This is a genomic window from Amycolatopsis sp. NPDC024027 (genome assembly GCF_040638975.1).
Classification (GTDB): Bacteria; Actinomycetota; Actinomycetes; order Mycobacteriales; family Pseudonocardiaceae; genus Amycolatopsis.
This window is the reverse complement of the sequence record NZ_JBEZYY010000005.1, coordinates 61,614-85,875: the sequence shown is the minus strand read 5'-3', so window position 1 is coordinate 85,875 and position 24,262 is coordinate 61,614. Positions and strand designations below refer to the sequence as shown.

At 70.3% G+C, this 24,262-nt stretch carries 23 protein-coding genes and 3 pseudogenes; 14 read left to right on the top strand and 12 right to left on the bottom strand.

Translation table 11 applies throughout. From position 1 onward, the window contains the following. Positions 1-156: 156 nt before the first annotated feature. Together AB0F52_RS14720 and AB0F52_RS14715 are read left to right on the top strand one after the other, a co-directional pair. Complete coding sequence (locus tag AB0F52_RS14720) at positions 157-552, top strand: nuclear transport factor 2 family protein (protein WP_103343990.1); 396 nt, start codon at positions 157-159, stop codon at positions 550-552. A gap of 169 nt (positions 553-721) precedes the next feature. Further along, complete coding sequence (locus AB0F52_RS14715; protein ID WP_360169857.1) at positions 722-1,636, top strand: hypothetical protein; 915 nt, start codon at positions 722-724, stop codon at positions 1,634-1,636. A gap of 16 nt (positions 1,637-1,652) precedes the next feature. Here AB0F52_RS14715 and AB0F52_RS14710 read toward each other — a convergent pair whose 3' ends face one another. Together AB0F52_RS14710 and AB0F52_RS14705 are read right to left on the bottom strand one after the other, a co-directional pair. Then, a complete protein-coding gene (locus tag AB0F52_RS14710; protein ID WP_360169854.1) occupies positions 1,653-1,877 on the bottom strand; it encodes a hypothetical protein in 225 nt (74 codons plus the stop codon). Between the two features lie 83 nt (positions 1,878-1,960). Beyond that, on the bottom strand, positions 1,961-2,596 hold the full coding sequence (locus AB0F52_RS14705) for a histone deacetylase (RefSeq protein WP_360169851.1): 636 nt from the start codon (positions 2,594-2,596) through the stop codon (positions 1,961-1,963). A 266-nt stretch (positions 2,597-2,862) separates the two neighbouring features. On the opposite strand from AB0F52_RS14705, the gene AB0F52_RS14700 reads away from it, so the two are divergent. The 4 genes from AB0F52_RS14700 to AB0F52_RS14685 all read left to right on the top strand — a co-directional run bounded on the left by AB0F52_RS14700 (position 2,863) and on the right by AB0F52_RS14685 (position 9,059). Next, on the top strand, positions 2,863-3,798 hold the full coding sequence (locus tag AB0F52_RS14700) for a zinc-binding dehydrogenase (protein ID WP_360169848.1): 936 nt from the start codon (positions 2,863-2,865) through the stop codon (positions 3,796-3,798). 120 nt (positions 3,799-3,918) lie between these two features. Further along, a complete protein-coding gene (locus AB0F52_RS14695) occupies positions 3,919-5,799 on the top strand; it encodes a serine/threonine-protein kinase (RefSeq protein ID WP_360169845.1) in 1,881 nt (626 codons plus the stop codon). Next, positions 5,796-7,595, top strand: a complete 1,800-nt coding sequence (locus AB0F52_RS14690; RefSeq protein ID WP_360169842.1) for a serine/threonine-protein kinase — start codon at positions 5,796-5,798, stop codon at positions 7,593-7,595. The genes AB0F52_RS14695 and AB0F52_RS14690 overlap by 4 nt, the downstream gene beginning before the upstream one ends. A gap of 840 nt (positions 7,596-8,435) precedes the next feature. After that, positions 8,436-9,059 carry an MFS transporter gene (locus tag AB0F52_RS14685; RefSeq protein WP_360169839.1) on the top strand — a complete coding sequence of 208 codons (624 nt, stop codon included), beginning with the start codon at positions 8,436-8,438 and terminating at the stop codon, positions 9,057-9,059. A 654-nt stretch (positions 9,060-9,713) separates the two neighbouring features. Here the strand turns inward: AB0F52_RS14685 and AB0F52_RS14680 are convergent. Together AB0F52_RS14680 and AB0F52_RS14675 are read right to left on the bottom strand one after the other, a co-directional pair. Further along, positions 9,714-11,222, bottom strand: coding sequence for a DHA2 family efflux MFS transporter permease subunit (locus tag AB0F52_RS14680; RefSeq protein WP_360169836.1), 1,509 nt, complete (start codon positions 11,220-11,222; stop codon positions 9,714-9,716). A gap of 41 nt (positions 11,223-11,263) precedes the next feature. Then, positions 11,264-11,767, bottom strand: coding sequence for a DUF3291 domain-containing protein (locus AB0F52_RS14675; RefSeq protein ID WP_360169833.1), 504 nt, complete (start codon positions 11,765-11,767; stop codon positions 11,264-11,266). Between the two features lie 354 nt (positions 11,768-12,121). On the opposite strand from AB0F52_RS14675, the gene AB0F52_RS14670 reads away from it, so the two are divergent. Continuing rightward, complete coding sequence (locus AB0F52_RS14670; RefSeq protein ID WP_360169830.1) at positions 12,122-12,769, top strand: helix-turn-helix domain-containing protein; 648 nt, start codon at positions 12,122-12,124, stop codon at positions 12,767-12,769. 715 nt (positions 12,770-13,484) lie between these two features. On the opposite strand, the gene AB0F52_RS14665 is transcribed toward AB0F52_RS14670, so the two are convergent. Then, entirely contained in the window at positions 13,485-14,081 is a 597-nt protein-coding gene (locus AB0F52_RS14665) for a helix-turn-helix domain-containing protein (RefSeq protein WP_360169827.1), read from the bottom strand. Between the two features lie 91 nt (positions 14,082-14,172). Here AB0F52_RS14665 and AB0F52_RS14660 point away from each other — a divergent pair, with 91 nt between their 5' ends. Together AB0F52_RS14660 and AB0F52_RS14655 are read left to right on the top strand one after the other, a co-directional pair. Further along, positions 14,173-15,294: a zinc-binding alcohol dehydrogenase family protein gene (locus AB0F52_RS14660; RefSeq protein WP_360169824.1), complete on the top strand. Its 1,122-nt coding sequence runs from the start codon at positions 14,173-14,175 to the stop codon at positions 15,292-15,294. Positions 15,295-15,506: 212 nt separating this feature from the next. Further along, positions 15,507-17,288, top strand: coding sequence for a CocE/NonD family hydrolase (locus AB0F52_RS14655; protein ID WP_360169821.1), 1,782 nt, complete (start codon positions 15,507-15,509; stop codon positions 17,286-17,288). A gap of 182 nt (positions 17,289-17,470) precedes the next feature. Here the strand turns inward: AB0F52_RS14655 and AB0F52_RS14650 are convergent. Next, positions 17,471-17,809 (bottom strand): annotated as a pseudogene (locus AB0F52_RS14650) (cytochrome P450); the annotation flags it as partial. An 11-nt stretch (positions 17,810-17,820) separates the two neighbouring features. Then, the gene (locus AB0F52_RS14645) at positions 17,821-17,982 is read right to left on the bottom strand and encodes a hypothetical protein (protein ID WP_360169818.1); all 162 of its coding nucleotides are present in this window, start codon (positions 17,980-17,982) and stop codon (positions 17,821-17,823) included. Between the two features lie 12 nt (positions 17,983-17,994). Here AB0F52_RS14645 and AB0F52_RS14640 point away from each other — a divergent pair, with 12 nt between their 5' ends. After that, a complete protein-coding gene (locus AB0F52_RS14640) occupies positions 17,995-18,225 on the top strand; it encodes a hypothetical protein (RefSeq protein ID WP_360169815.1) in 231 nt (76 codons plus the stop codon). Positions 18,226-18,750: 525 nt separating this feature from the next. Continuing rightward, the gene (locus tag AB0F52_RS14635; protein ID WP_360169812.1) at positions 18,751-19,260 is read left to right on the top strand and encodes a VanZ family protein; all 510 of its coding nucleotides are present in this window, start codon (positions 18,751-18,753) and stop codon (positions 19,258-19,260) included. A gap of 167 nt (positions 19,261-19,427) precedes the next feature. Here AB0F52_RS14635 and AB0F52_RS14630 read toward each other — a convergent pair whose 3' ends face one another. Both AB0F52_RS14630 and AB0F52_RS14625 read right to left on the bottom strand, forming a co-directional pair. Next, a complete protein-coding gene (locus AB0F52_RS14630; RefSeq protein WP_360170816.1) occupies positions 19,428-19,844 on the bottom strand; it encodes a hypothetical protein in 417 nt (138 codons plus the stop codon). A gap of 24 nt (positions 19,845-19,868) precedes the next feature. Then, positions 19,869-19,913: pseudogene (locus tag AB0F52_RS14625) on the bottom strand (hypothetical protein); the annotation flags it as partial. A 65-nt stretch (positions 19,914-19,978) separates the two neighbouring features. Between AB0F52_RS14625 and AB0F52_RS14620 the strand changes: the two are divergent. The 3 genes and pseudogenes from AB0F52_RS14620 to AB0F52_RS14610 form a co-directional block, all read left to right on the top strand. After that, positions 19,979-20,107, top strand: a pseudogene (locus AB0F52_RS14620) (SDR family NAD(P)-dependent oxidoreductase); the annotation flags it as partial. Between the two features lie 119 nt (positions 20,108-20,226). Further along, on the top strand, positions 20,227-20,625 hold the full coding sequence (locus AB0F52_RS14615) for a DUF2255 family protein (RefSeq protein WP_360169809.1): 399 nt from the start codon (positions 20,227-20,229) through the stop codon (positions 20,623-20,625). Positions 20,626-20,688: 63 nt separating this feature from the next. Further along, entirely contained in the window at positions 20,689-21,327 is a 639-nt protein-coding gene (locus tag AB0F52_RS14610) for a transposase domain-containing protein (RefSeq protein WP_360169806.1), read from the top strand. Positions 21,328-21,523: 196 nt separating this feature from the next. Here AB0F52_RS14610 and AB0F52_RS14605 read toward each other — a convergent pair whose 3' ends face one another. From AB0F52_RS14605 to AB0F52_RS14595, 3 genes are all read right to left on the bottom strand, one after another. Beyond that, on the bottom strand, positions 21,524-21,976 hold the full coding sequence (locus AB0F52_RS14605) for a hypothetical protein (RefSeq protein ID WP_360169803.1): 453 nt from the start codon (positions 21,974-21,976) through the stop codon (positions 21,524-21,526). 144 nt (positions 21,977-22,120) lie between these two features. Then, complete coding sequence (locus tag AB0F52_RS14600; protein WP_360169800.1) at positions 22,121-23,389, bottom strand: FAD-dependent oxidoreductase; 1,269 nt, start codon at positions 23,387-23,389, stop codon at positions 22,121-22,123. A 226-nt stretch (positions 23,390-23,615) separates the two neighbouring features. After that, entirely contained in the window at positions 23,616-24,257 is a 642-nt protein-coding gene (locus AB0F52_RS14595) for a YopT-type cysteine protease domain-containing protein (protein WP_360169797.1), read from the bottom strand. Positions 24,258-24,262 lie beyond the last annotated feature (5 nt).

Here is a 24,262-nt window from a genome sequence, read left to right as displayed (position 1 = left end):
AGGGGGTGGTGTCACACACGACCATCTCTGCACCGGCATATCGCCCGACTGCCGCAGCGGGAGGTGGCCACGCGCCCGGTGATAACGCCGTGATTGCGCCGGAATGCGCGAATCCGCCAGAGTCGATGCCGACAGCACCGTCCCCAAGGAGCGATCATGGTCGGTGACCTCCCCAGCCTGACCGCCAGCGCGGCGACCACGCCGTGCGGCGTCGATCACGTGCGGCTGCTCTACCGGTACCTCGACGCCGGCGAGTTCGACGGCTACGCGTCGTTGCTGGACGAGAACGTGCAGGTCCGCGGGGTCGGCGCGGTACCGGCATACGGGCGCGAAGCAGCGGCGGAAGCCGCCCGCGCGGCCCCCGCGGCGCGGCACGAGCTGTACAAGATCATCGCCGCGGCCGACAGCGTCGTGGTGACCGGCCGCCGCCTCGCGCGCGACCCGGACACCGGCCGGACGGAGTTCGACTTCGCCGACGTGTTCACCCTCTCCGACGACGCACTGGTGCTCAGCCAGCGGCGGTTCCACTACCTGGCGGAACTCGCCGGCTGAGCCTCCCGGGCGACGCGTCATCGAGGTCGCCACGGGTACCTTCCCGACGTCCGGCAGGCTGCACGATGAGGCGGGCGATACTGCCCCGAAGGTCACGCCTGCGTACCTGGCCCGCTTACCGGCTGCCAGGCAGATTCGGCGTGGATACCCCTGGCTCGAGGAGGTGGAAGTGCGGCGCACACCGGACCCCGCGGAAGCCGAAGCGACTCCTGAGCGAGCAAAGAGGGTGGTGCCGGCCCGGCCGAATCCGCCCGTGGCCGCCGCTCTTCTGAGCATGCAAGCCGCCGCGGGCAACCTGGTCACCCGCCGGTTCGTCGAGGCCCGCATCCAGCGGATCGCCGAGTTCCACGAGATGCCGCCCTCGCCCACGCTGAACATCGCCGAAACCGGGATGCGCAGCCGCTACGTCGGCATGACGTATCCGGTGTTCAACGGCCAGCGGGCGTTTTACCGCAATGCTCTTCCCACCAACGCGACGACCCAGATCCGCAATGCGCTCAACCCGCCGGTCCTGGAACCGGCGAGCAGCGGCCAGTGGCGGGTGACGGACCCGGGCAGGAATCTGGGCAGTGCCCTGGTCACCTATCCCCGGCCGGGCCCGTGGACGGGAATCTTCGAAGCCGCCTGGCTTCGACAGGCGCTTGCGTCGTTCACCGTCAGCGCACCCGTGCTGGGACCGCTCGTCGGCAGGCTGCCCGCCAGTGGGCAGGTGACGGTGTCGATGGTCGATGCCGCCGGCTTCAGGCAAGCCACGTTGACGCATGAGCAGCAGCACGTCGCCGATATCCGCCGCGCGTTCGCCGACATCTTCGCGGGCCGCTGGGACAGCGTCCTCACCGACCTGAGTGACGACCCGAACGCCTCGTTCGCCAGCCGTGGCGCGCTGGAAGCCGAGATCGCACAACGGTCAGGGGTACGCGACGAACCCGGCGCCGACCTCATGACCAAGCTGGCCGGCAGCCTGGTGCTGCGGATCGGTCTCGACGGCATGGTACGCGACCAGGTATTGAGCGAACCGATGTCGTTCACGAGCGCACGGTACGACCCCGCGATTCGGACGATCACCCTCGGCGTGGCGAACTGATCGAGCTCGAAGCCGTTCAGACCTGATCGAGCAGGATGAGGGTGTCGATACCCCGGGCCGCCACGACACCATTGCAGACCCCATTGTCGGGGCGCTTTTTTGCGTTTGACTGCCGATGTGTGGCAATCGGCCGCTGGTTGAGCCATGTATCCGTCGCCGTATAGGCTGTTATACAGTTAACGGGGGCCAGATCCAGTTCCGCGATCATCATCGCGGCAGGCAACGTGCGCACGGCTCCCATCACGAGCGGTCCGCACATGCCTCACTTACCCGCATCGGCGTCACTACCAGACGAATGGTGGACACTCCCCTGCTGCGCGACCGTTAAGCAGGGGCCTCTGGAGCCAGGTCGGCGATCTTCTGTGCTGCCCAGTGCCCCTGTACTCCGGGCAGCGGCGCCAGGTATTCGGCGATCTCCGCATAAGACCAGCCGTACGCCTCCCGCAATGCGCCTACCAGCATGGCCAGGTAGGCGGCCGAAGGTGGGTTCTTCTCGATCTCCGGCTCCGACCACGGTGCCGTGAACGTCAGGACGGGGAAACCGTCGAGATCGCCGAGGTGCAGCAACGTCTCGTAGCGACCCGGCCCGAGCTGGTCGCGGCCGGTCCGCAGCACCGTGGTCAAATCCAGGTCCGGCCCCGGCTCGCGGTACATCTCCTGCTCGGCGATGTCGGCGAACTGCCCGGCGGTCACCAGGTACGACCGCATCGCCGCCCGGCCCGGCAGCCTCGGGTCGAAGAACGCCCGACCACCGTGCCAGACCGGCGACTCGGTGGCGAAGTAGACCCCGCCGGGGAACTCGCTCGCCACGATGCCACGCGCCGGACTGCGGTCACGACATCCGACGTAGGAACGCTGGGCGCCCAGCGGAGTTCCGCCTTCGAGGTAACACCGCAACCGCGCCGAGTACAGGTTGGATCCATAGCTGGCGTACCAGACCAACGGCGGTGGCGTCCCCATCACACCACGGTATCGCGCGTTCCCAGTGGAGCCGGGCGAGCTCGGCGCGAGGTAACCGAAGGAGCCGTCGGCGAAGAGGCCGCTTTCCAGAGAAACCGCGCCCCCCTGCTGTCCTGCGCGGCGATCAGGGCCTCCAAACGCCGCAGGAGTGGCCCGCGGTGGCCACCTTCGTCAAGTGCCTGGTCGGCCTTTCGTCGTAACACCCGGACGAGGCCGCCATCGTCGCGCCTTGACCTCAAGGGTCCTTGAAGTTCGACACTCGGGACATGGACGCGATCATGGTCACCCGCTTCGGCGGTCCCGAGGTGCTGGAACCGGTCACCCTGCCCACGCCCGAACCGGCGGAGGGCCAGCTCCGGGTCGCCGTCGAGTACGCCGGGGTGGGATGGCTGGACACGCTTCTCCGGAAGGGCAACGGCCCCGCCGAGTTCCCGGTGCGGCCGCCGTATGTGCCGGGTGGGGCGGTGGCGGGCACCGTGACCGGGCCGGGGGTGGCCGCGGAGTGGCTGGGCGCGCGGGTCGTCACCCGCGCGCCCAGCGGCGGCTACGCGGACACCGTGCTCGCCGACGCCGGGTTCGCCTTCCGCGTGCCGGACCGGCTGGGGCTGCGCGAGGCCCTCGCCGTCCTCGACGACGGCAGCACCGCGGTGGCGCTGCTCGAGAAGACCCCGGTGTCGGACGGTGACGAGGTCCTGGTCGTGCCCGGGGTGGGCGGGCTCGGCAGCCTGCTGGTGCAGCTGGCCCGCGACGCGGGGGCAGCGGTGATCGCCGCGGTGCGCGGGCCGGAGAAGCTCGCTCTTGCGCGGGATCTGGGGGTGCGGGCCGTCGACTACGCGGCCCCGGACTGGGCCGGGCGGCTGCCCGGGCTGGACGTGGTGTTCGACGGGGTCGGCGGCCCGCTCGGCTCGGCCGCGCTGGCCCGGCTGCGCGACGGCGGCCGGTTCTCCGGCTACGGCATGAGCAGCGGCGCGCCGACCGCCCTCACCGACGCCGACCGCCGTCGGCTCACGGTGGCGGACATGTCCCAGCTGCCGGAGTTCTGGCCGGACACCCCGCGCCGCATCCGGCACGTGCTGGCGGAGACCGCGGCAGGCCGGCTGAAGCCGGTCGTCACCCGGATCTACCCGCTGCGCGAGGCCGCCGCCGCGCACGAAGACTTCGAACAACGCCGGGTGACCGGCAAGCTCCTGCTCCGCCCCTGACGCCGCTGCCTAGGTCGTGAACGACCCGTTCAGGTCGCCGGACGCCAGGAAAGAGTCGTTCACGACGTCGGTACCGGGGTGAGCGCGGGCCCGTTCTACGATCGCCCGCGGAGGTGGGGCGTGGAGCCGTTGGGTCCGGGTGAGCCGGCGCAGGTGGGGCGGTACCGGCTGCTCGCCGCGGTCGGCGAGGGCGGGATGGGGCGCGTGCTGCTCGGGGTCGCTCCCGACGGCAGGCTGGCCGCCGTCAAGCAGGTCCACCGCGGCTTCGCGCACGATCCCGGGTTCCGCGAACGGTTCCGCCGCGAGGTCGAGGTCTCCCGGCTGGTCTCGGGCGCCTACACCGCGGCGGTGATGGACGCAGACCCGCACGCGCCGACGCCGTGGCTGGCCTCGGTCTTCGTCGTGGGTCCTTCGCTGCAGGAGGCCGTCGATGCGACCGGGCCGCTGCCGCCGCCCGCGGTGCGGCACCTGGCCGCCGGGCTGGCGTCCGCGCTGACCGGCATCCACCGGGCCGGGCTCGTGCACCGGGACCTCAAGCCGGGCAACGTCCTGCTCACCGACGACGGCCCGCGCGTCATCGACTTCGGCATCGCCCGAGCCGCCGAAGGCAGCACCGACCTGACCCACACCGGGGTCATCCTCGGTTCGCCGGCGTTCATGTCGCCGGAGCAGGCGGACGGGCGGCCGCTGACCCCGGCGAGCGACGTCTTCTCCCTCGGCGCGCTCCTCGTCCTCGCGGTCACCGGACGCAGTCCGTTCGCCGGGGTGTCGGCTCCGCAGTCGCTGTACAACGTCGTCCACACGCACCCGGACCTGCGGGTCCTCCCGCCCGAGATCCGCGCCCTCGCCGAACCGTGCCTCGCGAAGGACCCGGCCCGGCGGCCGACGCCGACGCAGCTGCTTGACCTCCTCGGGCCGCTGCCGCCGGTCCAGCGGCCGTGGCCGGCCGCCGTGCACGCGCTGATCGCCCGCCACCGGGCCGAGGTGGCGGCCGTCGTGGCCAAGCCGCCGAAGCCGCGGCGGCGGGGCCGGCGGATCGCGCTCGCCGCCGCGGCCGCCGCGGCCGTCGTGGCCGGCACGATCACCGCGGTCACCCTGCTGAACGGCGACGGGGGCGCGACCGCCGCCCCGGCAAGCAGCCCGGCCCCGCCCCCGGTGACGACGACGTCCGCGCCGAACCCGGATCCGCTCGGCCCGGACAAGCTGCGCGGCGCCGACCCGTGCCAGGTGCTGCCGTCGGCGCCCGGTCTCGGGAAGCTCACCCCGCAGGGCGAAGTCCACTTCTACTCCTGCACCTTCCAAACCGCGCAACGGCAGTGGATGCAGCTCACGATCGGGGGCCCGTCGGCCGCCAAGGGCACGCCCGCCGGGGAGCTCGACGGCCTGCCGCTCAGCCTCGACAACAAGAGCAGCGGCTGCACGGCCTCGGTGCCGGTCGTGGACCGCCCGACCGCCACCATCGGCGTCGAGGCCGGCGACATCGGGGTGGGGAAGTTCGCCCAGCCGTGCGACGCGGCGAAGACCGCGCTCACCGAAACGCTGAACCGCCTGCGCGCCGGGAGCGTTTCCGCCGCGGCGCCGGGAAGTCTCGCGCCGGTCGACCCCTGCGGCCTCGTCGCCACCGCGACCGCGCAGCGGATCGCCGGCCCGATCACCAAGGTGGAACCCCGCGGGCTGCACGAGTGCCGCTGGACGGCCGGCGGCGAGATCAGCGTGAACCTCGAGCGGGGGCGCCCGCCTGTCCCGGCGAAGGACAATTCCTACGACGCGGCCGGCACCGTCGACCTCGGCGGGCTCACCGCGTACTTCACCGCGGACCAGATCAACCCCGCGTCGGTCAACTGCACCGTGACCTGGCCGCACCGGCCGGTCGGCGAACAAGCCTCGGAGAACGTCATCGTCCAGCACACCACTTCCGCCAGCACGCTCACCATCGAGCAGACCTGCCGCCAGGTGCAGGACTTCGCCAAGGCGGCCCGGTCCGGGCTGCCGAAGCCGTGAAGCCGCTGGAGCCGGGCGACGCCCGGCAGGCCGGGAAGTACCGCCTCGTCGCCGCGCTCGGGGAGGGCGGCATGGGCCGGGTCCTGCTCGGTGTCGCCCCGGACGGCCGGCTGGTCGCGCTCAAGCAGGTGCACGCGGAGTTCGCGCGCGACGCCCGCTTCCGCAGCCGGTTCCGGCAGGAAGTGCTGGCGTCGCAACAGGTTTCCGGCGCGTTCACGGCGGCGGTCATGGACGCCGACGCCGACGCCGAAACCCCGTGGCTCGCTTCGGTGTTCGTCACCGGGCCATCGCTGAAAGAAGCCGTCGAAGCGACCGGGCCGCTGCCGGTCGAGGCGGTGCGCCGGCTCGCCGTCGGCCTGGCGACCGCGCTGATCGAGATCCACCGGGTCGGGCTGATCCACCGCGACCTCAAGCCCGGCAACGTGCTGCTGACCGGGGACGGGCCGCGGGTGATCGACTTCGGCATCGCCCGCGCCACCGAGGGCGGCGCCGACCTCACCGGCACCGGCGGCATCGTCGGCTCCCCCGCGTTCATGTCCCCCGAGCAGGCCGAAAGCCGCCCGCTGACCCCGGCGAGCGACGTCTTCTCCCTCGGCGGCCTGCTGGTGATGGCGGCGACCGGCCGCGGCCCGTTCCCCGGCTCGACGACGGCGCAGCTGCTCTACAACGTCGTGCACGCCGCCCCCGACCTGACCGGGCTGCCGCCGGAGATCCGGACCCTCGTCGAGCCGTGCCTGGCCAAGGACCCGGCCCGGCGGCCGTCGCCGCAGCGGATCCTCGACTTCCTCGGTCCGGTGGCGCCCGGGACGCGGCCGTGGCCGGACACGGTGCACCGGCTGATCGAAGCGCAGGACACCGCGGTCCGCACCGCGCTGTCCTGGCCGGCGCCCGTGCCACTGCCCCCGCCGCCCCGCCGTCGCCGCTGGTTCCCGGCCGTGACGGCGCTGGCCGCCGTCGCCGCACTCGCCGTGGGCAGCCTGGTGGCGGTGCTGGTGACGAGGGCCAGTGCGGATCCGCCGACCGCGGGCGCGAACCTGGATCCGACGAGCCTGGAAACGCTGCGGCGCACGGATCCGTGCAAGGTGCTGAACGACGTCCGTGTCCAGGACGCGGGCAAGTTGAGCGCCGTCCCGGACTCGGGGTACTTCGACCGCTGCGACTACCGGACGAAGTCCGGCGAGAAGATCTCGATCAAGCTCGGCGACGAGATCTACGTCGAGGGCGGCAGGCCGGCCGAGGACCTCGACGGCCGGCCGGTGCTGTTCACCGAGATCAGCGGCAGCACGTGCGACGCCAGCGTCCAGGTTCCCGCGCAGCCGGAACTGGGCGTGACGGCGCTGGCCAAGACGTGCGGCCTGGCGAAGACCACCCTCGCCAAGGTCCTCGAGCGCGTCCGCGGCGGCGCCGGGTACGACCTGCCGCCCGGCACGCTGCTCGCGTCTGACCCGTGCACGGTGCTCGACAAGACCGCGGTGGCGCCCGTGCTCGGCCCGGTCCGCGAGGTCAAGCTCAACCGGCTGCGCGAGTGCGAGTGGACGGCGGCGACATCCCTGCGGCTGACCTTCGACAAGGGGTATTCCAGCGTGCCGGACGACGGGAGCCCGGTCGACCTCGGCGGCGTCACCGGCACGCGCCACCCGACCGGCGACAGCTGCGCGGTGTCGTGGAACCACCGCCAGTTCGACGCGAAGCGCACGGAACACATCCGGATCTTCGCCTCGAAAACCGGCGGTGGCGCCTGCGACACGGCGGTGGCGTTCGGCAAGGCCCTGGTGGGGAAACTGCCGAAGGCTTGACTCAGCCGCCGGCCACCCGCAGCCCGCCCGGCTGCCCCTGGGGATCTGCCGAGAGACAGACGCCGCGGCCGCACCGGAGACCGGTCTGTCCTGGCAGGACTGTGGGGACGGTCTGCAGTGCGCCGAGGTGGCGGTGCCGTCGGGCTGGGCTCGGCCGGACAGGGAGCGGATCACACTCGCTCTGGCGAAGCTGCCCGCTCGGGCCGCCGCCGGAAGACGTGGCGTGCTGTTGATGAATCTCGGCCGCCCGCACGCGCAGATCTCCGCGTTGCGTCAGCCGGCCGGGCGGAACGCCCGCTTCGGCCGGAAGTGCGCGAACCTGTTCCCCGGCCGCGTCGGCCGGATGTACCTGGACGCGGACGGGACTCGCCCGCTCCCCGTCGCGCCAAACGAGCGTGATCATCTCGACCACAAAAGTCGATGTGCTGCTCAACGGCTCGGGTCGTACGCTTCTATGTGGTTTGGACCGAAATGGACGCCACGAAGGTGGTTTTCTAATCGCCTGTCGTATAGGACGTTATACAGTTGAGAGGGAGTCGCTACCCAGCGGCAATCCGGCTCCGCGACCGTGATCTCGGCGCCAGGCAGGCCGACGTACGCTCCCCCGCCACGACACCTCTGCAACGCCTTTACGGGGCGATCGGGACACTCCCCCACGTTTGACTGCCGACATCAGGCGACCGGCCAGGATCACGCCCGGCCCGCCCGCTCGACGATTTTCCGGACACTTCAGGCAACGCCGTGGATGCCGGTCCGCGACGCTATACGGTGAGCTCCATGCACGTGACGCCTCCGTCTCCTCATGTCACTCGTCCGGCCGTCGATCCTGTCTGGTGGCAGGTGTTCGGGCCTGGGTTCGCCGCCCTGATCGGGTTGTTCATGCTGACCGTGGTCTACCGGTTCGACGGCGTGCCGGCCCTCCAGCTCGCCCTCGGCTTGTCCAGTCAGAGTGTGCTGATGATCGTGCTGGTCCCCTACTTGGTCGCCGCGGCCCTCACCGTGCCCGTCGGGCTCCTGCTCGGTGCCCGCTTTCCCACGGCCGTGACCATCCCCGCGACCGGCTTCCTGTTCCTCGGCGTCCTGCTGGCCGCCTTCACCCCGGGCAGCGGGCTCCTGCTGATCGGGCGCGCCCTGTCCGGGCTCGGCACGGGTGCGGCCGCCGGTGCGGCCGCCGCACTGATCCTGAAACTCCGCCGTCGACGCGGTGTCGTCGCCGGTGTGGCCGCCGCGCTCGGCGTGCTCGCCCTGCTGCTCGCGCCGGTCATCGGCCAGCTGATCTCCGAAGCGGCGGGGTTCCGGGTGATCCATCTCGCCGCGATCCCGTTCCTGCTCGTCGCGCTCATCGTCAGCGCGGTCCTCGGCCTCGTCAAGCTCACCGCGGCCAAACGCCAGGTCCCGCCCTACGGCGTGCCGTACCCGCCTGCCGGGTTCACCGGCGGCCCGCGGCCATCGGGCGGCGCCTGACGGCGATGGCCTCGATCGCACTCAGTGCCAACGAGGTCAGGAAGCGGGCCGCTCACCGCCTTCGCCGAGCGCGGCCCGGACTTGCTGCATCGGAGTCGCCGCCGATGACGGCTGGCTCCACGGACGCCCCGGCGACCCTTATCGGACAGTGCGCCTGGCAGCCCACCGCAGATCGACCTCGCCGAGTGGGAGGACGTCGTCGAGACGCCGTTCCACAGCCGCACCGGCCGGCTCCTCTTCGCCGGCCTCACCGGCGGCGAGCACGAGAGCACCCTCGAATTGGCCCGGCGAGGGTTGTTCCGCGTCCGGGTGGTCCGCCGCGCGGTCACGGCGGGTGAAGAGGGCGATGTCTGGCTGGCGCAGTTCCGGGGTTTCCGCGCTGGGTGCGGCGGACCCCGACCGGAGTCGTGGCTCTCCGAACCCCGGCGCGGTGACCCGCCGGACGCGGCGATCTGCGCGCAGCTGGGTGTCAGGCCGCCGGAATCGGCACATGACGCGATCGAACTGCTCGTCGCGACATTCGGTACAGCTAGCGACGGCATCCTCGTACCCCTCTTGGCCAGGATCGTGTGAGACACCCCGTGTGAGCACGAGAGTTCCTGACCAAGAGCGGGATACGTCTGTCGCGTCGACTTGGTCTCGGTGACCTCCGCATCATTCCTTCCTCGCTCCGCGAGGGTTCGCAGCCTGAGAGGGCTCGGTGTCGTCCGGCGGACCGAGGGTCGCTGCGGCGGCGAGACGCCGGCCGTTGCGCGCGGCGGAGGCGGTGGCCCAAGGACTCGTGGAGAGGACGCCGAGCGCGAGCACGAGGACTCCGCAGCCGCCGATGAGTGCCCAGGCGATGTGGCTCGAGTCGATGAAGCCGGCGCCGGTGTCGGTCACGATGGAGCCGGTGACGGCGACGCCGGTGGAAGCGCCGAACTGGCGGGCGCTGGCGGCGAGCGCCCCGGCCACCCCCACCTGATCGGGAGGGAGGCCGGAAACGGCGGTGCTCGTGATCGGTGGACTGATCATGCCCGCTCCGAGACCGAAGACCGCGTAGCCCACCAACAGGTACACGCTGTCGGTGGACACGGTCAGAGGGACGAACAGGAGTGCGCCGATTGTGAGGAGCACGCCGCCCACCGTGAGGGGGAGGCGGGTGCCTCGCGAGGCCACCATCCGACCGGCGAGGGTGGCGGCCAGGGCCTGGCCCAGGGCCAGCGGGATGACCATCAGTCCGGCGTGCAGCGGGCTGAGGTCGCGGATGTCCTGCAGGTAGAGGGTGTTGAGGAACAGGAAGCCGCTGAGACCGGCAGTCATCGCGATCGAGATCGTGTTCGCGCCGGAGAACGGCGGGCTGCGGAAGAACCGCAGATCGATCAGCGGCTCGGGCCGCCGGGGTTCGACGATGAGCAACCCGACGAGGGCCAGGACGGCGACGGTGAACAGCCCGAGTGTCCACGGGGCCGCCCAGCCGAGGCGTGGCCCCTCGATGATCCCGGCGACGATCGACGCGAACAGAACGATGATCAGCACCTGGCCCGGCGGGTCGAACGCGCGGGCCCGGGCGGCCTTGGACTCCGGGACGAACCTCTGGGCGAGCAGGAGGGCGACGATTCCGATGGGCAGGTTGACCCAGAACACGGCCCGCCAGGTGATGGCGCCGACCAGCAGGCCACCCAGCACCGGTCCGGTCGCGATGGTGACGCCGATGACCGATGCCCACACGCCGAGCGCTCGTGCTCGTTCCTGACGGTCGGTGAACACGTTGACGATGATCGACATGGCGACCGGGTTGAGCATTGAGCCACCCACGGCTTGCACGGCGCGGAAGGCGATCAGCCACCCAATGCTGGGCGCCATGGCGCACACGAGAGAGCTGAGGGTGAAGAGCGTCAGCCCGAGTTGGAACACCCGCTTGCGGCCAAAGCGGTCCGCCATCGAGCCGGAGAACAGGAGCAGGCAGGCCATGACGAGGGAGTAGGCATCGACGGCCCACTGCAGGCTGCCGACCGAGGCGTGCAGGTCCCGGCTGATCGACGGGAGCGCCACGTTGACGATGGAGAGGTCGATTCCGGTCACGCCCACACTGAGACAGCAGATCACCAGCGTAAGGCGGCGGTTGACCGAACGTGGTGCGCCGCTCGGCGCCGTGGCACTGGGGGTGTCCGACGTGCTCATGACGCCCCCGTGAGGGACACGGCGTTGCCGGTGCTGCGCCGTCATTCTCGGCCCCATCGCGAGCCGAAGGTAAAGTGCTGTGCGGAAGCTCCGTCCCGGTCAAGAGCCTCGAGTTTGGCTACGCCGTCCGACCAGCGGGGCACCGAGCCGTCCTGGACGCTCCAGAGAACGTGACCCGGCCAGGCCCCCTTCAGGAACCAGTCGTACCTGAGGTTCAGAGCCTCGCGGTGCAAACCTCGGTAGACGAACAGACGTGCGCTCGCGACGTCCTGCCACAGGCTCAATGTCGCGATGTGGGCGTGCGGATCGTGACCCGCCAAGTCCGGAAGACCCAGGGGTAGCACGTAGGACCCCCAGTGCCCGAAATCTTCGCCGGGTGCGTGTGCCGCGTTCCCGGCATAGTCTCCCCCGGCTCGGCCGAGGAACCCCGGGGCATGGTCGCCGGCATTGAAGATCTCGTCGCCCCGGTGGGAGAGGTCGGCCAGCGCAGCCGGCTCCATGGCGGGGTCGAGCAGGCCGAACGTGTAAAGCGCAATGTTGCTCACGGGAACTGCTTTCTCTTTGTAGACGGGCATTTCGGTTCGAGTGACCGAAGCGCTGCCGAGCCGCATGGCCCAGTTGCCGGGCGAGGAATGAGGGCGCAGGAACACCCAAGTCGCTTCGCAGACGTCCGACTGGTCGAAGTACGGGTGCCGTGATCGGCCGCGAGGGGACATCGAGAGTTGCGTCGGGACGTCCGCGAAGCGCTGGGGTGAGCGATGGCGGTGCCTTTGTCATCGAGCGTCTCCCATATGTGAATGTATAGCACACATTCACATATGGGCGAGCAGACGGAACACGGTCCAGCCGGAAGGTCGATCTCACCCGGTCACCGTGCGATCCGGCGGTAGTCTCGGGTCATGACGGCCGAAGACATGACGGTCGGCGTGCGGGCCCCGCAGCAGGCGCGTAGCCGCGAGACGGAGGCCAAGCTCCTCGCCGCGACCGAGGACCTGCTCATCGAGGTCGGCGCCGACGCGGTCACCATAGGCGCGGTCGCGGCCCGCGCCGAGGTCTCCGTCGGCACGGTTTACCGCCGCTTCGAGAACAGGGAACTGCTCCTGCGCGCCGTCAAGGACCGCATGCTCGCTCGGTTCGGCGACCGGGTCACCGCTCGGCTCCGGGCCCCACTGGCCGATCTGGAGTCGGTGATCGATGCCTACACCGCTGCGGTTGTGGACTGGATGGCCGAGAGCGGACGCCTCCTGCCGGAGATCTTCGGGGTTGGCCTGCGGCCCGTCCCCGACGAGCGCGCCGAGGGCCTGGCCGCCCTGCGGCGGTTGCTGGTCGAAGCAGCCGCGCCACACCGCGGGACGGTCCGACTCCAAGACGCGGACGGGGAGCTCGCGTTCATCGGCCGCACCATCACCGCCTCGGCGATGCACCGCGCGCTCAGTGTCGAGGCAGCTCCGGACGGCATGACCTGGGAGCAGTGGCGCAGCCGGACTGCTCTCATGGCGGTGGCCTACCTGACCACCGACCGATCGTCGGCCCCGGACCCGCCGTAACAGGGGACGACGGGCCGCCTCTCAGCCATGGGCGGGGCCACGCCCTCCAGCGCGCCGATTCGGCACCGCTGCCGCCCGTTGCCTGACCGCAGGCCGGGGCCCTGGGTGGGAGTCCCAAAACGGGCGGTAGAAGCAGACGCAACGTGACTCGGTGGCGATCGGCGAGCTGTCGGCTGCGCCTGATGGACCTGCCCCATCGAGCCGGTTCAGCAGCGCCATCGTCTTCGCAGCGTGGCTGCAGTTGCCCAGCTCCGACGCCAACGCGCCTCGGCTTGGGAGCTTCGTCGGAGGAGTTGCGGAATACCGGTTCGCCTCGGACGGCCCCCTCCGCTGTAGCGCCGAACAGCAGCTCGGTCCGAAAATCATCGCGGGCCATGACCGATGTCCCCAGTGCTCAGCGCAGGGCCGGCAACTCGCCGAGACGTTCATCCACAACAGCATCAGCGAGGTCGCGATCGCCCAGGGCGGCCCGGACGCGTTCGAGCGCGCACTGGTCTCCGCCCTCCGGACACCGCCGCGAGCGCGGCGCCCGCGTCGGGCACGCCTCCCGGCGGGGAGCGACTACCCAGGAACCTCACTGCCACTGCAGCATTGGCCCGGCCGCTTTTGCGATTTCGGGCACGCCTTCTTCGATGCGGCCGCGAAAAGCAGGATCCGGTGCCAGTCGCACAGGGATTCAGCGTCCCGCGGTTCAGGCGGGGAGATGCCAGACCTGTCAGCGTTCCTGTCCGGGTGGCTCGCGGTCGGCCTGTGCACCGCAGGTCGCGTGGCGCAGGTCGGACAGTGCTTGCCGCATCAGGACGGGGAAGTCCACGGTGGTGTCCTCGGTCCAGTCGTCGTAGGCGACGGTGAAAGCGGTGACCGCGGCCTGTGCGGTGAAGGTGGCGATCCGGTCGGGCACGCCACGGCCGCGCAGGGTGTTCGCGATGGTCACGGCGAGGGACGCCATCTTGATCAGGTCGCGTTCTTGCAGATCGGGTGTGGAGGCGATCAGCTCGCGCCGGGCGAGGGCGAACTCGCCGTACTGTGCCAGGCCGAGGCCCGCGCGGGTGAGGGCGGCGAGCACCGAGTCGATCGGGCTCAGACCGTCGCCGGCCTCAGTCAGGTGGCGCACGACGCTCGTTTCGAACGCCTGCGCGCCGGCGAAGAGAACTTCCCGTTTGTCGGCGAAGTGGTTGAAGAACGTGCGCTTGGTCAGCCCGGCCCGGTCGGCGATCTCGGCGATGGTCACGTCGGCGTACCCGCGTTCGGCGAACAGCTCCATGGCTGCCTGCTGGAGTCGCTGTCGCGCGTCCGGTTCCCACCGTGCCACCCGCACACTGTAGCTGATTGCACTTGGTGCAGTCATATGGCACGCTAGTGACTGCACCAAGTGCAATCACTGATGAGGGAGCACATCGCACATGCCGACGAACACCGCTGCCTGGATCACCGCCAAGAACGCCCGGCTCGAAGCGGCCTCGGCGCCGTACACCCCGCCTGCGGACGACCAGATCGTCGTCCGCAACCACGCCGTCGCCGTCAACCCGCTCGACTGGATCATCCAGTCTGCCGGCAACCTGGCCTACCGCTGGCTGAACTACCCCACCGTGCTGGGATCCGACGTCGCGGGCGAGGTCGTCGAGGTCGGCGAGGCGGTCACCCGGTTCCGGGTGGGCGATCGGGTGCTCGGGCACGCAGTCGGCACCGACAAGGACAGCAACAGCCCGGCTGAGGGCGCCTTCCAGCAGTACACCGTCCTACTGGAGCGCATGACCTGCCCGATCCCGGACACACTGTCCTTCGAGGACGCCGCCGTTGTCCCGCTGGCCACCTCGACCGCGGCCTGCGGCCTGTTCCAGACCGACCACCTGGGACTGCGACACCCGGCGGCCGGCGCCGAGCCGACCGGACAGACGGTCCTGGTGTGGGGCGGCTCGACGAGCGTCGGCAGCAACGCCATCCAACTGGCGGTCGCCGCGGGCTACGAGGTCATCACCACGGCTTCGCCGCGCAACTTCGACCACGTCACGTCTCTCGGCGCCGGCCAGGTCTTCGACTATCACAGTCCGACTGTCGTGGCCGACATCATCGCGGCCCTCAAGGGCCGCACGCTGGCCGGCGCGATCGCCATCGGCACCACATCGGCCGCGGCCTGTGTGTCGATCGTGGGCTCTGCCACGGGCACAAGGTTCGTGGCCATGGCCAGCCCGCCGGTCTCCTTCGACAGCCTCGCCGACGAGGGCCGCCGCCGGTTCGAGCTCCCGCGCGTGATCCTGCGGCTGATCACGGCCAACGTGGCGCTTCAGGTGAAGTCCCGCCTGCGCCGGGTCGGCACGAAGAACATCTTCGGCACCACCTTGAAGGCCAACGAGGTCAGCACGGCCATCTATCGGGACTTCCTCCCGCGTGCCCTGGCCGAGGGGCGCTACATCGCCGCCCCCAAGCCCACGGTCGTCGGACACGGCGTCCACGACTTCCAGCACGCGATGGACATCCAGCGCAAGGGCGTCTCGGCGGCGAAGGTCGTAGTCACCCTGCCTTAGCGTCACAAACGTCAAGGACAACCGTCTCCGGCGCTCTCGACGACCTTGACGCCTTACGCGAGGGCGCCGCTGCCGGCAAATGGATCTGCGTGCCGGCCACGGCCGACTGGTCCCAGGCTCGTCGACGACCTCGGCGAGGGCCACTACTTCGACACCCCGACGGCGCCGTGACGCCGGCCGCTCACCCGACACCTCCTGCGAAGGACCCGACCATGCTGCAAACCGCAGACAACTCGGCCGCGCACGGCCCCTTCCGGATCGACTCCGTCGACGACATGACCATCGAGTGGGACGTGCCCATCCCCGTCGACGACGGCGTCGTCCTGCGCGCCGACGTCTTCCGCCCGAGCGCCCCTGGCGCCTACCCCGTCATCCTCAGCTGCGGACCGTACGGGAAAGGCCGGCCGTTCCAGGAGCTCATGCCCCCTGCGTGGCACAAGATGACCACCGACCACCCGGACATCCTCGAGGGATCCAGCGGCCGGTACCAGAACTTCGAGGTCGTGGACCCCGAGAAATGGGTGCCCGACGGCTACGTCTGCGTGCGGGTCGACTCCCGCGGCACCGGCCGCTCGCCCGGGTATCTCGACCCGTTCTCCGCGCGCGAGACCCGCGACCTCTGCGAGAGCATCGGGTGGGCCGCCGAGCAGCCGTGGAGCAACGGCCGGATCGGGCTCAACGGCATCTCCTACCTGGCGATGAACCAGTGGCAGGTAGCCGCTGCGCAGCCGCCGCACCTGGCCGCGATCTGCGTGTGGGAGGGCGCGGGCGACAGCTACCGCGACGCCTCCTACCACGGCGGGATCCTGACCACCTTCGTGGACCGCTGGTACGGTCTGATCGGACAGTACGGCAAGGGCGAGGCCGGCGGACGCAATCCGCACACCGGGCAGTTGGTCTGCGGCGACGAGACCTTCACGGACGACGAGCTCAGCCAGCGGCGATCCGACTTCGGGCGGCAGATCCGGGAGCACCCGCTGCACGACGAGTTCCACCGAGCCCGCCTGTTCCCCGACTGGACGCGGATCCAGGTGCCGGTGCTGTCGGCCGGCAACTGGGGCGGGATCGGGCTGCACCTGCGCGGCAACACCCGCGGATTCCAGCAGGTGGCGTCGGCCGACAAGTGGCTGACGATGCACGAGGACACGCATTTCTCCCTGTTCTACGCGGAGTACGGCCTGAGCCTGCAGAAGCGGTTCTTCGGCCACTTTCTCAAGGACGAGGACACCGGCTGGAACAAGCAGCCCCGAGTGGAGCTGCGCACCCGCCACGCCGACGGTCGGGTCGGGCTGCGCAGTGCCGCGCAGTGGCCGCTTCCCGAGACCGACTGGACTCGCCTGTACCTGGACGCGAGCGACTGTTCGCTGCGCACACAGGCCCCGCCCGGGCAGGCACAGGACAGCTACGACGCGGGCGCGGGCGCGCTGAGCTTCTCCTACGTCTGCCCACGCGACATCGAGATCGCCGGACCCGTGGCGGCGAAGCTGTACGTCGAGTCCTTCACAACCGACGCGGACCTGTTCCTCGTGGTGCGCGCCTTTTCCCCGGACGGCACGGAGGTCGTCTTCCAGGGGGCGAACGATCCTCATGTGCCGGTCGCGCAGGGCTGGCTTCGCGCCTCGCACCGGGCCCTGGACGAGGACCAGTCACGTCCGTACCTGCCGGTGCACCGGCACGATCGCGTCGAGCCGCTCACACCGGGTGCCGTCTACGAGGTGGACGTCGAGATCCTGCCCACCAGCCTGGTGTTGCCCGCGGGCTACCGGCTCACCTTGGACGTGCGGGGCACGGACTACCTCTACGCCGGCGCCGACGACCTGCCCACCGCCGTCAACGGCGTCAGGTCCGCGCCGCACCGTTCGTTCGCGCAGTACACATTCCCGCACGACGACCCCGCGCACCGGCCCGCCGACGTCTACAACGGCACTGTCAGGCTGCACACCGGTGGCGAGTACAACTCCTACCTGCTGCTCCCCATCGTCGAGTCGGCCTGACACGGAGGCGGCCGACGCTTCACACCGAAACGGAAATCAGATCGGGGCCACTTCGTGGGGCCACGTCCAGCGTGGCGGCGACGTCGGTGAATCCCGATGACGACAGGCCTCACTGGCCCTGCCGGTGTCCGCGATGATTTTCATGACCCTCCCCTCATGAGGTGGGGAGGGCAGTCCGTCCGCTACCAGGTCACCGGGAGCTGGTACAGGCCGTAGATGTTCGCGTCGTCCTTGACCGGCAGCTCGTCGACGTCCATCGCCAGTTCCAGGGTGGGGATGCGGCGGAACAGCGTGTCGAACACGATCTGCAGCTCCATCCGAGCCAAGTTCTGGCCCAGGCACTGGTGCTCGAACGCCCGCGGGTCCCGGTTGGCCGAATGACCGAGCGCCAGCACTCCTTCGCCGGCGCGGATCAGCTGCCCGCCGACCTCGGTGTCCTCGGCGCACAGCCGGGACGCCGCCGCGTCGATGATCGTGAAGTACCGCAGCATCTCCTCGACCGCGTCGAGCGTCTTGCCCGGGCCGGCCTCGATCATCGCGGGCCGCCGCCGGAGGTGCGCGGCTTGGACTGCTCAACCCGCTGCTCCCCGTCGTCGGCCTCGACTCCGCGGTCTTCTACGACGTCCGGCTCGACCTGGCCGAGACCCAGCTGGTGTTCCTGGCCGGCCGTCGCCTTCGATGCCCTCGCTCGCACCACCCACCGCGAATGGCTCGGCATCCGCGGCGGAACCATCGCCGTCCCGCCGGCCTGCTTCTGGCGTCGGCGGCCGCGACGCTGGTCGCGACCGGTACCGCCGACAGCCGCGGGGTGACCATCCCTGTGCTGCACAACGACACCAGCGACCAGCCAGTCGCCTACACACCGGCCTGCAGCGCCGACCGGCTGCCCGTCTGCGTGCACCTCGCCTACCCGCCGAGCTCACCACACTGTCCATAGTGGTCAATGCCATCGCCGCGACCGTGGCCGGTGCACACGGGTTCCCGGTCCGCGCCGAACACCGCGACGGTATACCGGGCCACGCCGGGTCACCGGTACCCCGCCCGTGCTGACCATCCCCCACTGCATCATCGACGACAACACCCTCGCCCCACCCACCTTCGCCGAACAGATCGAAGGGGGAATCGCGCTGGCCCTGCTCACCCGGGTCCCGCCCGACCCGACCCAGAACCCGGTCGCGACCTACCTGCTGCACCAAGCCGGCGACCAACCGGCTCTGACCTGGTTCGCACCCCCGCGACGGCCTGGACCGCGCCACTGCGCGCCCTCGGGACACTCCTTCCGAACGGCCTTGACGTTCTCGCGACCGCGTCGGGCGTGGCGAACCTCCGGCCTTCCGAAGCCGGCTCAAGTCTTGTCCAGGCTCACGGTCGCGAGATCCTGCATCAGGCCGGGGCCAACTCGGTGTCCACCGCTGGGGGTGAACCGCACAGGCGATTCGACGTCCGTGAGACCATCTGCTCCGTGATCACGATCTTCGTGCTGGAGCATCCGGCATTGACACCCGTGGCGCTGCTTCTGCTCGCCGTGATCTGCGCCGGCGCAGGCTACCTCGCCCTGCGCGCTCGTCGATTCGGGCCACGGATCCTGACGGCGCTCACGGTCCTTTCCCTGCTCCCAGCCGTTGCCTTACCCCTCTCCCCGACTTCACCCCGTACTGGTCACACTGCCTGCACGGTCGAGTTCTCGGTGCCCACATTGACCAGCATCGAGCTCGTGGCCAACGTGGCCCTCTTCATTCCGCCGGTCTTCTTCGCCGCGCTTGCCACACGGCGGCCGCTGTTCGTGCTCGCGGCCGGTTCCGGGCTGTCCGCCGCGATCGAGACCGTACAGGCTCTCGTGCCCGCCCTCGGGCGGATCTGCGACACGAACGACTGGACGATGAACACCCTCGGCGCCATCGTCGCCGTTCTGCTGGCCGTCGGCACGATCGCTATCGCCAACCGCAGGATCGCGCGGCACTCCCGGATCTGAACGCGCCCGAGTGAACTTTGCGGGTCCCACCCCAAGGAACCTGTCGATCAGATCGCCGCGGATACCCCGGCTCCGCGCCGACAACGAGCGGGCGCGTCGGCGCGCCCCGCTCCACCACCGCCTGCGAGCGCCAACTCACCAGCCCCCATAGGGTTCACCTGGAGGATTCAGACGCGCGTTGCCACGCGGATCAGGTCAGCGACAGCCCGAGAGCGGCTGTGTGGCGGCCAGGCGATCACCGTGGTGACAGCGATCTGGTCCTGCGAGTGGAGCACCTCGGTGTCGAACCCCACCGTCGAGTCATAGGGCTCGTGCAGCAACGCCATGTCTGCTTGTCCATCTCGGAGCAGCAATTGTGGCTGGGATTCACACAGCACGAGCTCGACACCGACCGCGCCCGGTTCCGCGGCGTACGCGTCACGCAATTTCGCCGGCAGCTCACCGGAGGCTCCGGCCTTGGCGCCGGGCACGACCTTCGGGTCATCCGTCGCGGCCTGCCGGGTGCGTCGCTCGGCCGCGGCAACCGCGTTCAGAATCGCCCTGCCCTCAGCAAGCAGTGCGGACCCGGGCTCGGTCAGGGTCACTTTGCGGCTGGTACGTTCGAGTAGCGCTACACCAAGCCGCCGCTCGAGCTGGGTGATGGTGCGCGACAACGCCGGCCGGCGATCCCGAGCCGCTCGGCGGCACGACCGAAATGGAGTTCCTGGACGAAGAATTCGGAAGGCTGGACGTGCTGGTCAACAACGCCGGTATCGCGGGATTCTGGCCGGAAGCGCCCGGAACTGTCACACCGGAAGCGTTCCGGAGGGTGCTGGAAACCAACGTGATCGGCGTCGTCCGCGCCACTCGCCACCCTGCCCGACGACGGACCGGCCGGCGGCCTCTTCGACGACAATGGAGTAGTTCCCTGGTGACCGGACTCCCAGCGACGTGGTCGGAAGGCAGCCGCCAAGGGAGACTCCGCCCGTGACTTCCCCATGGTCTCCGGAGGACCTGCGTCTCATCAACGCGGCCAAGGAACTGCAGATCGCTGTCGAACACGCCGACGGCAGACTGCGGCGATGGGTACCGATTTGGGTCGTGTGCGCCGGCGCGCAAGTGTACGTACGGAGCTGGTACCGGCGGGACACCGGCTGGTTCGGTCATGCCCTGCGGGCACGTCGAGCCCGCATCCGCGTGCCGGGTCTGGAAGCCGATGTCGCCATCGAGGACATCGGCGACAGCTCACCCCAGGTCACAGCCGCGGTCGACGCCGCCTACCGCGCCAAGTACGGCCGCCGGGGCGCTGGTTCGATGGTGACCGCCACCGCTCTGACGACCACACTGCAACTCAGCCCCGAGCAGAACGAGCAGGTCTGGATCTAGACCGTATGGAGGGCCGGCGCCTCGCCGCGATCCACGGGAGGCGCCGGCGTTTCTCGAGCGGACGTGTGTCGGGTTGGACGTTCACGCCCGATCAGCGGTGGCCTGCGCGATCGACAACGAAGCCGGAGAGGTCCGTCGTGGCGGCTGTCCTCGAAGACACCCGTCGAGCTGGGAGTTCCGCAGTCCGAGCTTTCTGTCGTCCACCGCACGGTCACGGTCGCTGCGGGCCGGTCCGGCCCGGGGCAGTTGGGCGAGTTGACGCAGGTCATGTCGTTCACGATGGTCGACGACGTCCTCGCCAGCGGAGCGGTGCGGGCCCGGGTCCGGGACCTGCCGTCACGAGTCGTGGTCTGGCGCCCTCGCTGCCCCCCGTCTGCTTCCGCGGCAACGGGCAGGGGTGGGCGCGCAGGTCAGGCAGAGTTGAGTGACAGGTGTGGCAGCCTCGGCACCCCTATGGGTGCCACACCCACTCGTGGTCATGGCCGGGCTTACCTGCACGGGCCCGATATCGACGCTCAACCGAAAGAGCCCAGCGGCGATGAGCACCAGGCGAAGTCGGCACAACATGCGGGCCGGCGCCACATCCTCGGTCGACGCGGTCCGGATCGCGTCTTCCGCAAATGCCCCAGAAATGCCCCGGTGGTCTACTGTGGACATTCGCGGTCGCGAACGTCACTGCGCAAACAGGGTGACCGATATTGAGCTCGACGACCCAGAGGCGTTGCAGCGGCGGTACCCGGTACTACGACCCGATCTCCACGCTGCCCCGAGGCCGGCCAGACGTGGTGGGCGAACCGCTCCAGCTGACGCGTCACTGTTCGAGAGGTGCGCCGCGCGGGGCCCGATCGGGTCCGCGCAGCACCCCCTCGGGCGTTTGGGCTGGTCAGGCCGGTGCCACTCAGCCGCAGTGGCTCGCCGCCGGTGAGGTTTCGACGTGCCGCTTGTTCGACGCGGACGGGTAGTAGATGTCCCCGGCCGCGTGGATGCAGCGGCCGCGCGCCGTCACCTCGACCGGGCCCGCGTAGTACGAGTAGGTGCCGTCCTGCGCGTCCGGGCTGCCGTAGTAGTCGCACACCGACGCGGGGCTCGTCTCGGTGCAGGCGACGATGAACACCGCGGTGCGGTACGGGTGGCCGTACGTGACGCCGAGGTGGTTCATCCGGGCACAGTTCACCCCCGTCGACGCGTTGAAGTACACCGCCAGCTCGGCGATGTCCGCGCCGCCGTAACTCACGACTTTGCGGTCGATCAGGCTGCCGCTGCAACTGGTCGCCGCCGAAGCGGTGGCGGGCAGCGTTACGAGGCCGGTCGCCGTCAGCAAGACGGCGAGCAGCATGGCGAACTTCTTCACGGGTGCCTCCCTCGGAACAGGCCGTGCGCCTGTACGGCGACCACGCCGGAGGCCGGACGCCGGTTGTTCGGCCGGCCGGAACGTCACCCGATTGATCGATGGGTGATCCGCTTACCTCCGCGGCGAACGGTCGCCAGTGCGGGTTCAGCCCGGCAACACTTCCGGCGTGACGCCGCGTCGGGCGGACGCCGGAGCTCGCTCCGGTCGCAGCCCCACGCCGACGAGGTACACCGCGAACGTCCGGAGGATCGGCACCCACCGCGCCGCGGTCATGATCCAGCCCGGCGGCCCTGCTTGTCCCCCGGACACGATCGGGCCGGCGAGGTCGGTGTGCATGATCCGCTGCAAGGCCTGCACCAGCAGCAGTGACGGCAACCGGCGCCGCCGTACCCGGGCGAGGTCGGTTCCGTGCACCGCGCCCCGCTGGAGCGGCCCGGCCAGCAAGGTCGCGGTCGCGACGGCGTCCTGGACTGCGAGGTTGATGCCCACGCCCCCGACCGGCGACATGGCGTGCGCGGCGTCCCCGATGCACAGCAGGCCCTCGACGTGCCACCGGCGCAGCCGGTTGAGCCGGACGTCGAGAAGCTTGACGTCGTCCATCGAGACCAGCTCGCCGGCTCGGTCGGCGTACTCCGGGAGGAGTTCGGCCACGTCACGCCGGAACGCGTCGATGCCGCGGGCACGCAGCCGGCGGTCGGTGCCCTTGCGTGCGACATACCCGATCTGGAAGTAGCCCTCCCGGGGGATGACGATCGCGAAACGTCCCCGGCCCGGCCGCCGGGTCAGCTGTTCGACCTGCTCGCCTTCGCGACGCGAGAGCCGGAACCACCAGGTGTCGAACGGAACGTCGAACTCGGTCACCCCCAACCCGGCGGCCGCCGGCAGTACGGAATTCCGGCCGTTGCACGCCACCGTGAGGTCCGCCCGGATCTCGCCTTCGACCTGCTCGCCGCCGGGCCCGCTCGTGCGGTACCGGACCCCGGCGACCCGGCCGCGCTCGTGGATGAGGGAGGTCACCCCGGCCCCCATTTCGAGCCGGAACCCCGGCTCCGCCCGCGCGGCGTCGGCGAGCAGGTTCAGCAGGTCCCACTGGGGAACGATCGCCACGTACGGATGCCGCACTCCCCACCTGCGCAACGCACCGAAATCACCGATCCGCCGCACTCCGCCGTCTCCGTCGGGCAGGACCACCTCGGTGATCCGCGTCTGGGGCAACCGCGCGAACCGCTCCCCCAGCCCCAGCTCGTCGAGCAGCTGCAGGGTCGCCGGATGCACGGTGTCGCCGCGGAAGTCGTGCAGGAAGTCCTCGTGCTTCTCCAGCACCGTGACCTCGACCCCGGCTCTCGCGAGCAGCAAGCCGAGCACCATGCCCGCCGGGCCACCGCCCACGACGCAACACGTCGTCCGCTCCACCGCGCCCCGTTCCCCCGTCGACTACCTACCCGCGGTCGCCGCCCACCGCCCCCACCACCATTTACACCTGATGGGCCGGCGGCCTTGGGCGACGGCGCGGACGGGAGTATTCAGGGCAGCTTTGCCGCACGAACGTCCCAAGCGGACAGAACCGCCGAGGCAACCTGGATCCCGGTTCGGGCCCTGGCCGCACCGCGAGCGTGCCCGCGGTGCGGCCCCGGCCGCGTCAGTCGGCGAAGCTCCACAGGATGTAGCTGTCGTGGAGGTCGATCCGGTGCTCCCGGTAGGCCGCGCCGACCGCCAGCAGCAGCGTGCGCAGCTCGGCCTCCGACTTCGCCGAAAACTCCCCGATGTTGGGGTCGAACAGCCGGACGTCCCCGCGCGCGGACCGGTACAGGCCCAGTGAGTGGCCACCCGATTCGCCCTTGATCGACAGGATGAACGCCCGCGAATGACGGTCGAACGCCGCGCCGACGATCTTTTCGGGTTCGTCGTTCGGCTTGTCCGTCGCGAACCCCCACTGGGCCGACGCCGTGGTGTCGCGGATGACGAACCCGAGGCCGGCGGCCGACAGCGCGTCTTCCGTGGCGGGGTCGACGACGAACCGCGACTGCGCCACGCGTTCGTACTCCGCCTGCAGGTCGACCGCTTTCGTCAGGCGCGTCGCGGCCGCCAGCAGTGGCTCGGTCACGGTCCCGCGGTTCGTCCAGTAGTCCTCGCCGCGGGCCTTCGCCGCCAGCCACTGCACGACCAGGGCCCGGCAGACGCCGTTGCCGATGGTCACGCGCTCGCGGGCGGCTTCGGCCGACTGGTTGAACTCCTGCACTCCGGAGCCGCGCACCTTCGAGCCGATCTTCTCGTAATCCATGGTTT

Coding starts and splice junctions, on each gene's coding strand:
- AB0F52_RS14720 (WP_103343990.1), top strand. CDS start 157: ATGGTCGGTGACCTCCCCAGCCTGACCGCCAGCGCGGCGACCACGCCG.
- AB0F52_RS14710 (WP_360169854.1), bottom strand. CDS start 1,877: ATGGGAGCCGTGCGCACGTTGCCTGCCGCGATGATGATCGCGGAACTG.
- AB0F52_RS14705 (WP_360169851.1), bottom strand. CDS start 2,596: ATGGGGACGCCACCGCCGTTGGTCTGGTACGCCAGCTATGGATCCAAC.
- AB0F52_RS14700 (WP_360169848.1), top strand. CDS start 2,863: ATGGACGCGATCATGGTCACCCGCTTCGGCGGTCCCGAGGTGCTGGAA.
- AB0F52_RS14680 (WP_360169836.1), bottom strand. CDS start 11,222: ATGAGCACGTCGGACACCCCCAGTGCCACGGCGCCGAGCGGCGCACCA.
- AB0F52_RS14670 (WP_360169830.1), top strand. CDS start 12,122: ATGACGGCCGAAGACATGACGGTCGGCGTGCGGGCCCCGCAGCAGGCG.
- AB0F52_RS14660 (WP_360169824.1), top strand. CDS start 14,173: ATGCCGACGAACACCGCTGCCTGGATCACCGCCAAGAACGCCCGGCTC.
- AB0F52_RS14655 (WP_360169821.1), top strand. CDS start 15,507: ATGCTGCAAACCGCAGACAACTCGGCCGCGCACGGCCCCTTCCGGATC.
- AB0F52_RS14640 (WP_360169815.1), top strand. CDS start 17,995: ATGGCTCGGCATCCGCGGCGGAACCATCGCCGTCCCGCCGGCCTGCTT.
- AB0F52_RS14595 (WP_360169797.1), bottom strand. CDS start 24,257: ATGGATTACGAGAAGATCGGCTCGAAGGTGCGCGGCTCCGGAGTGCAG.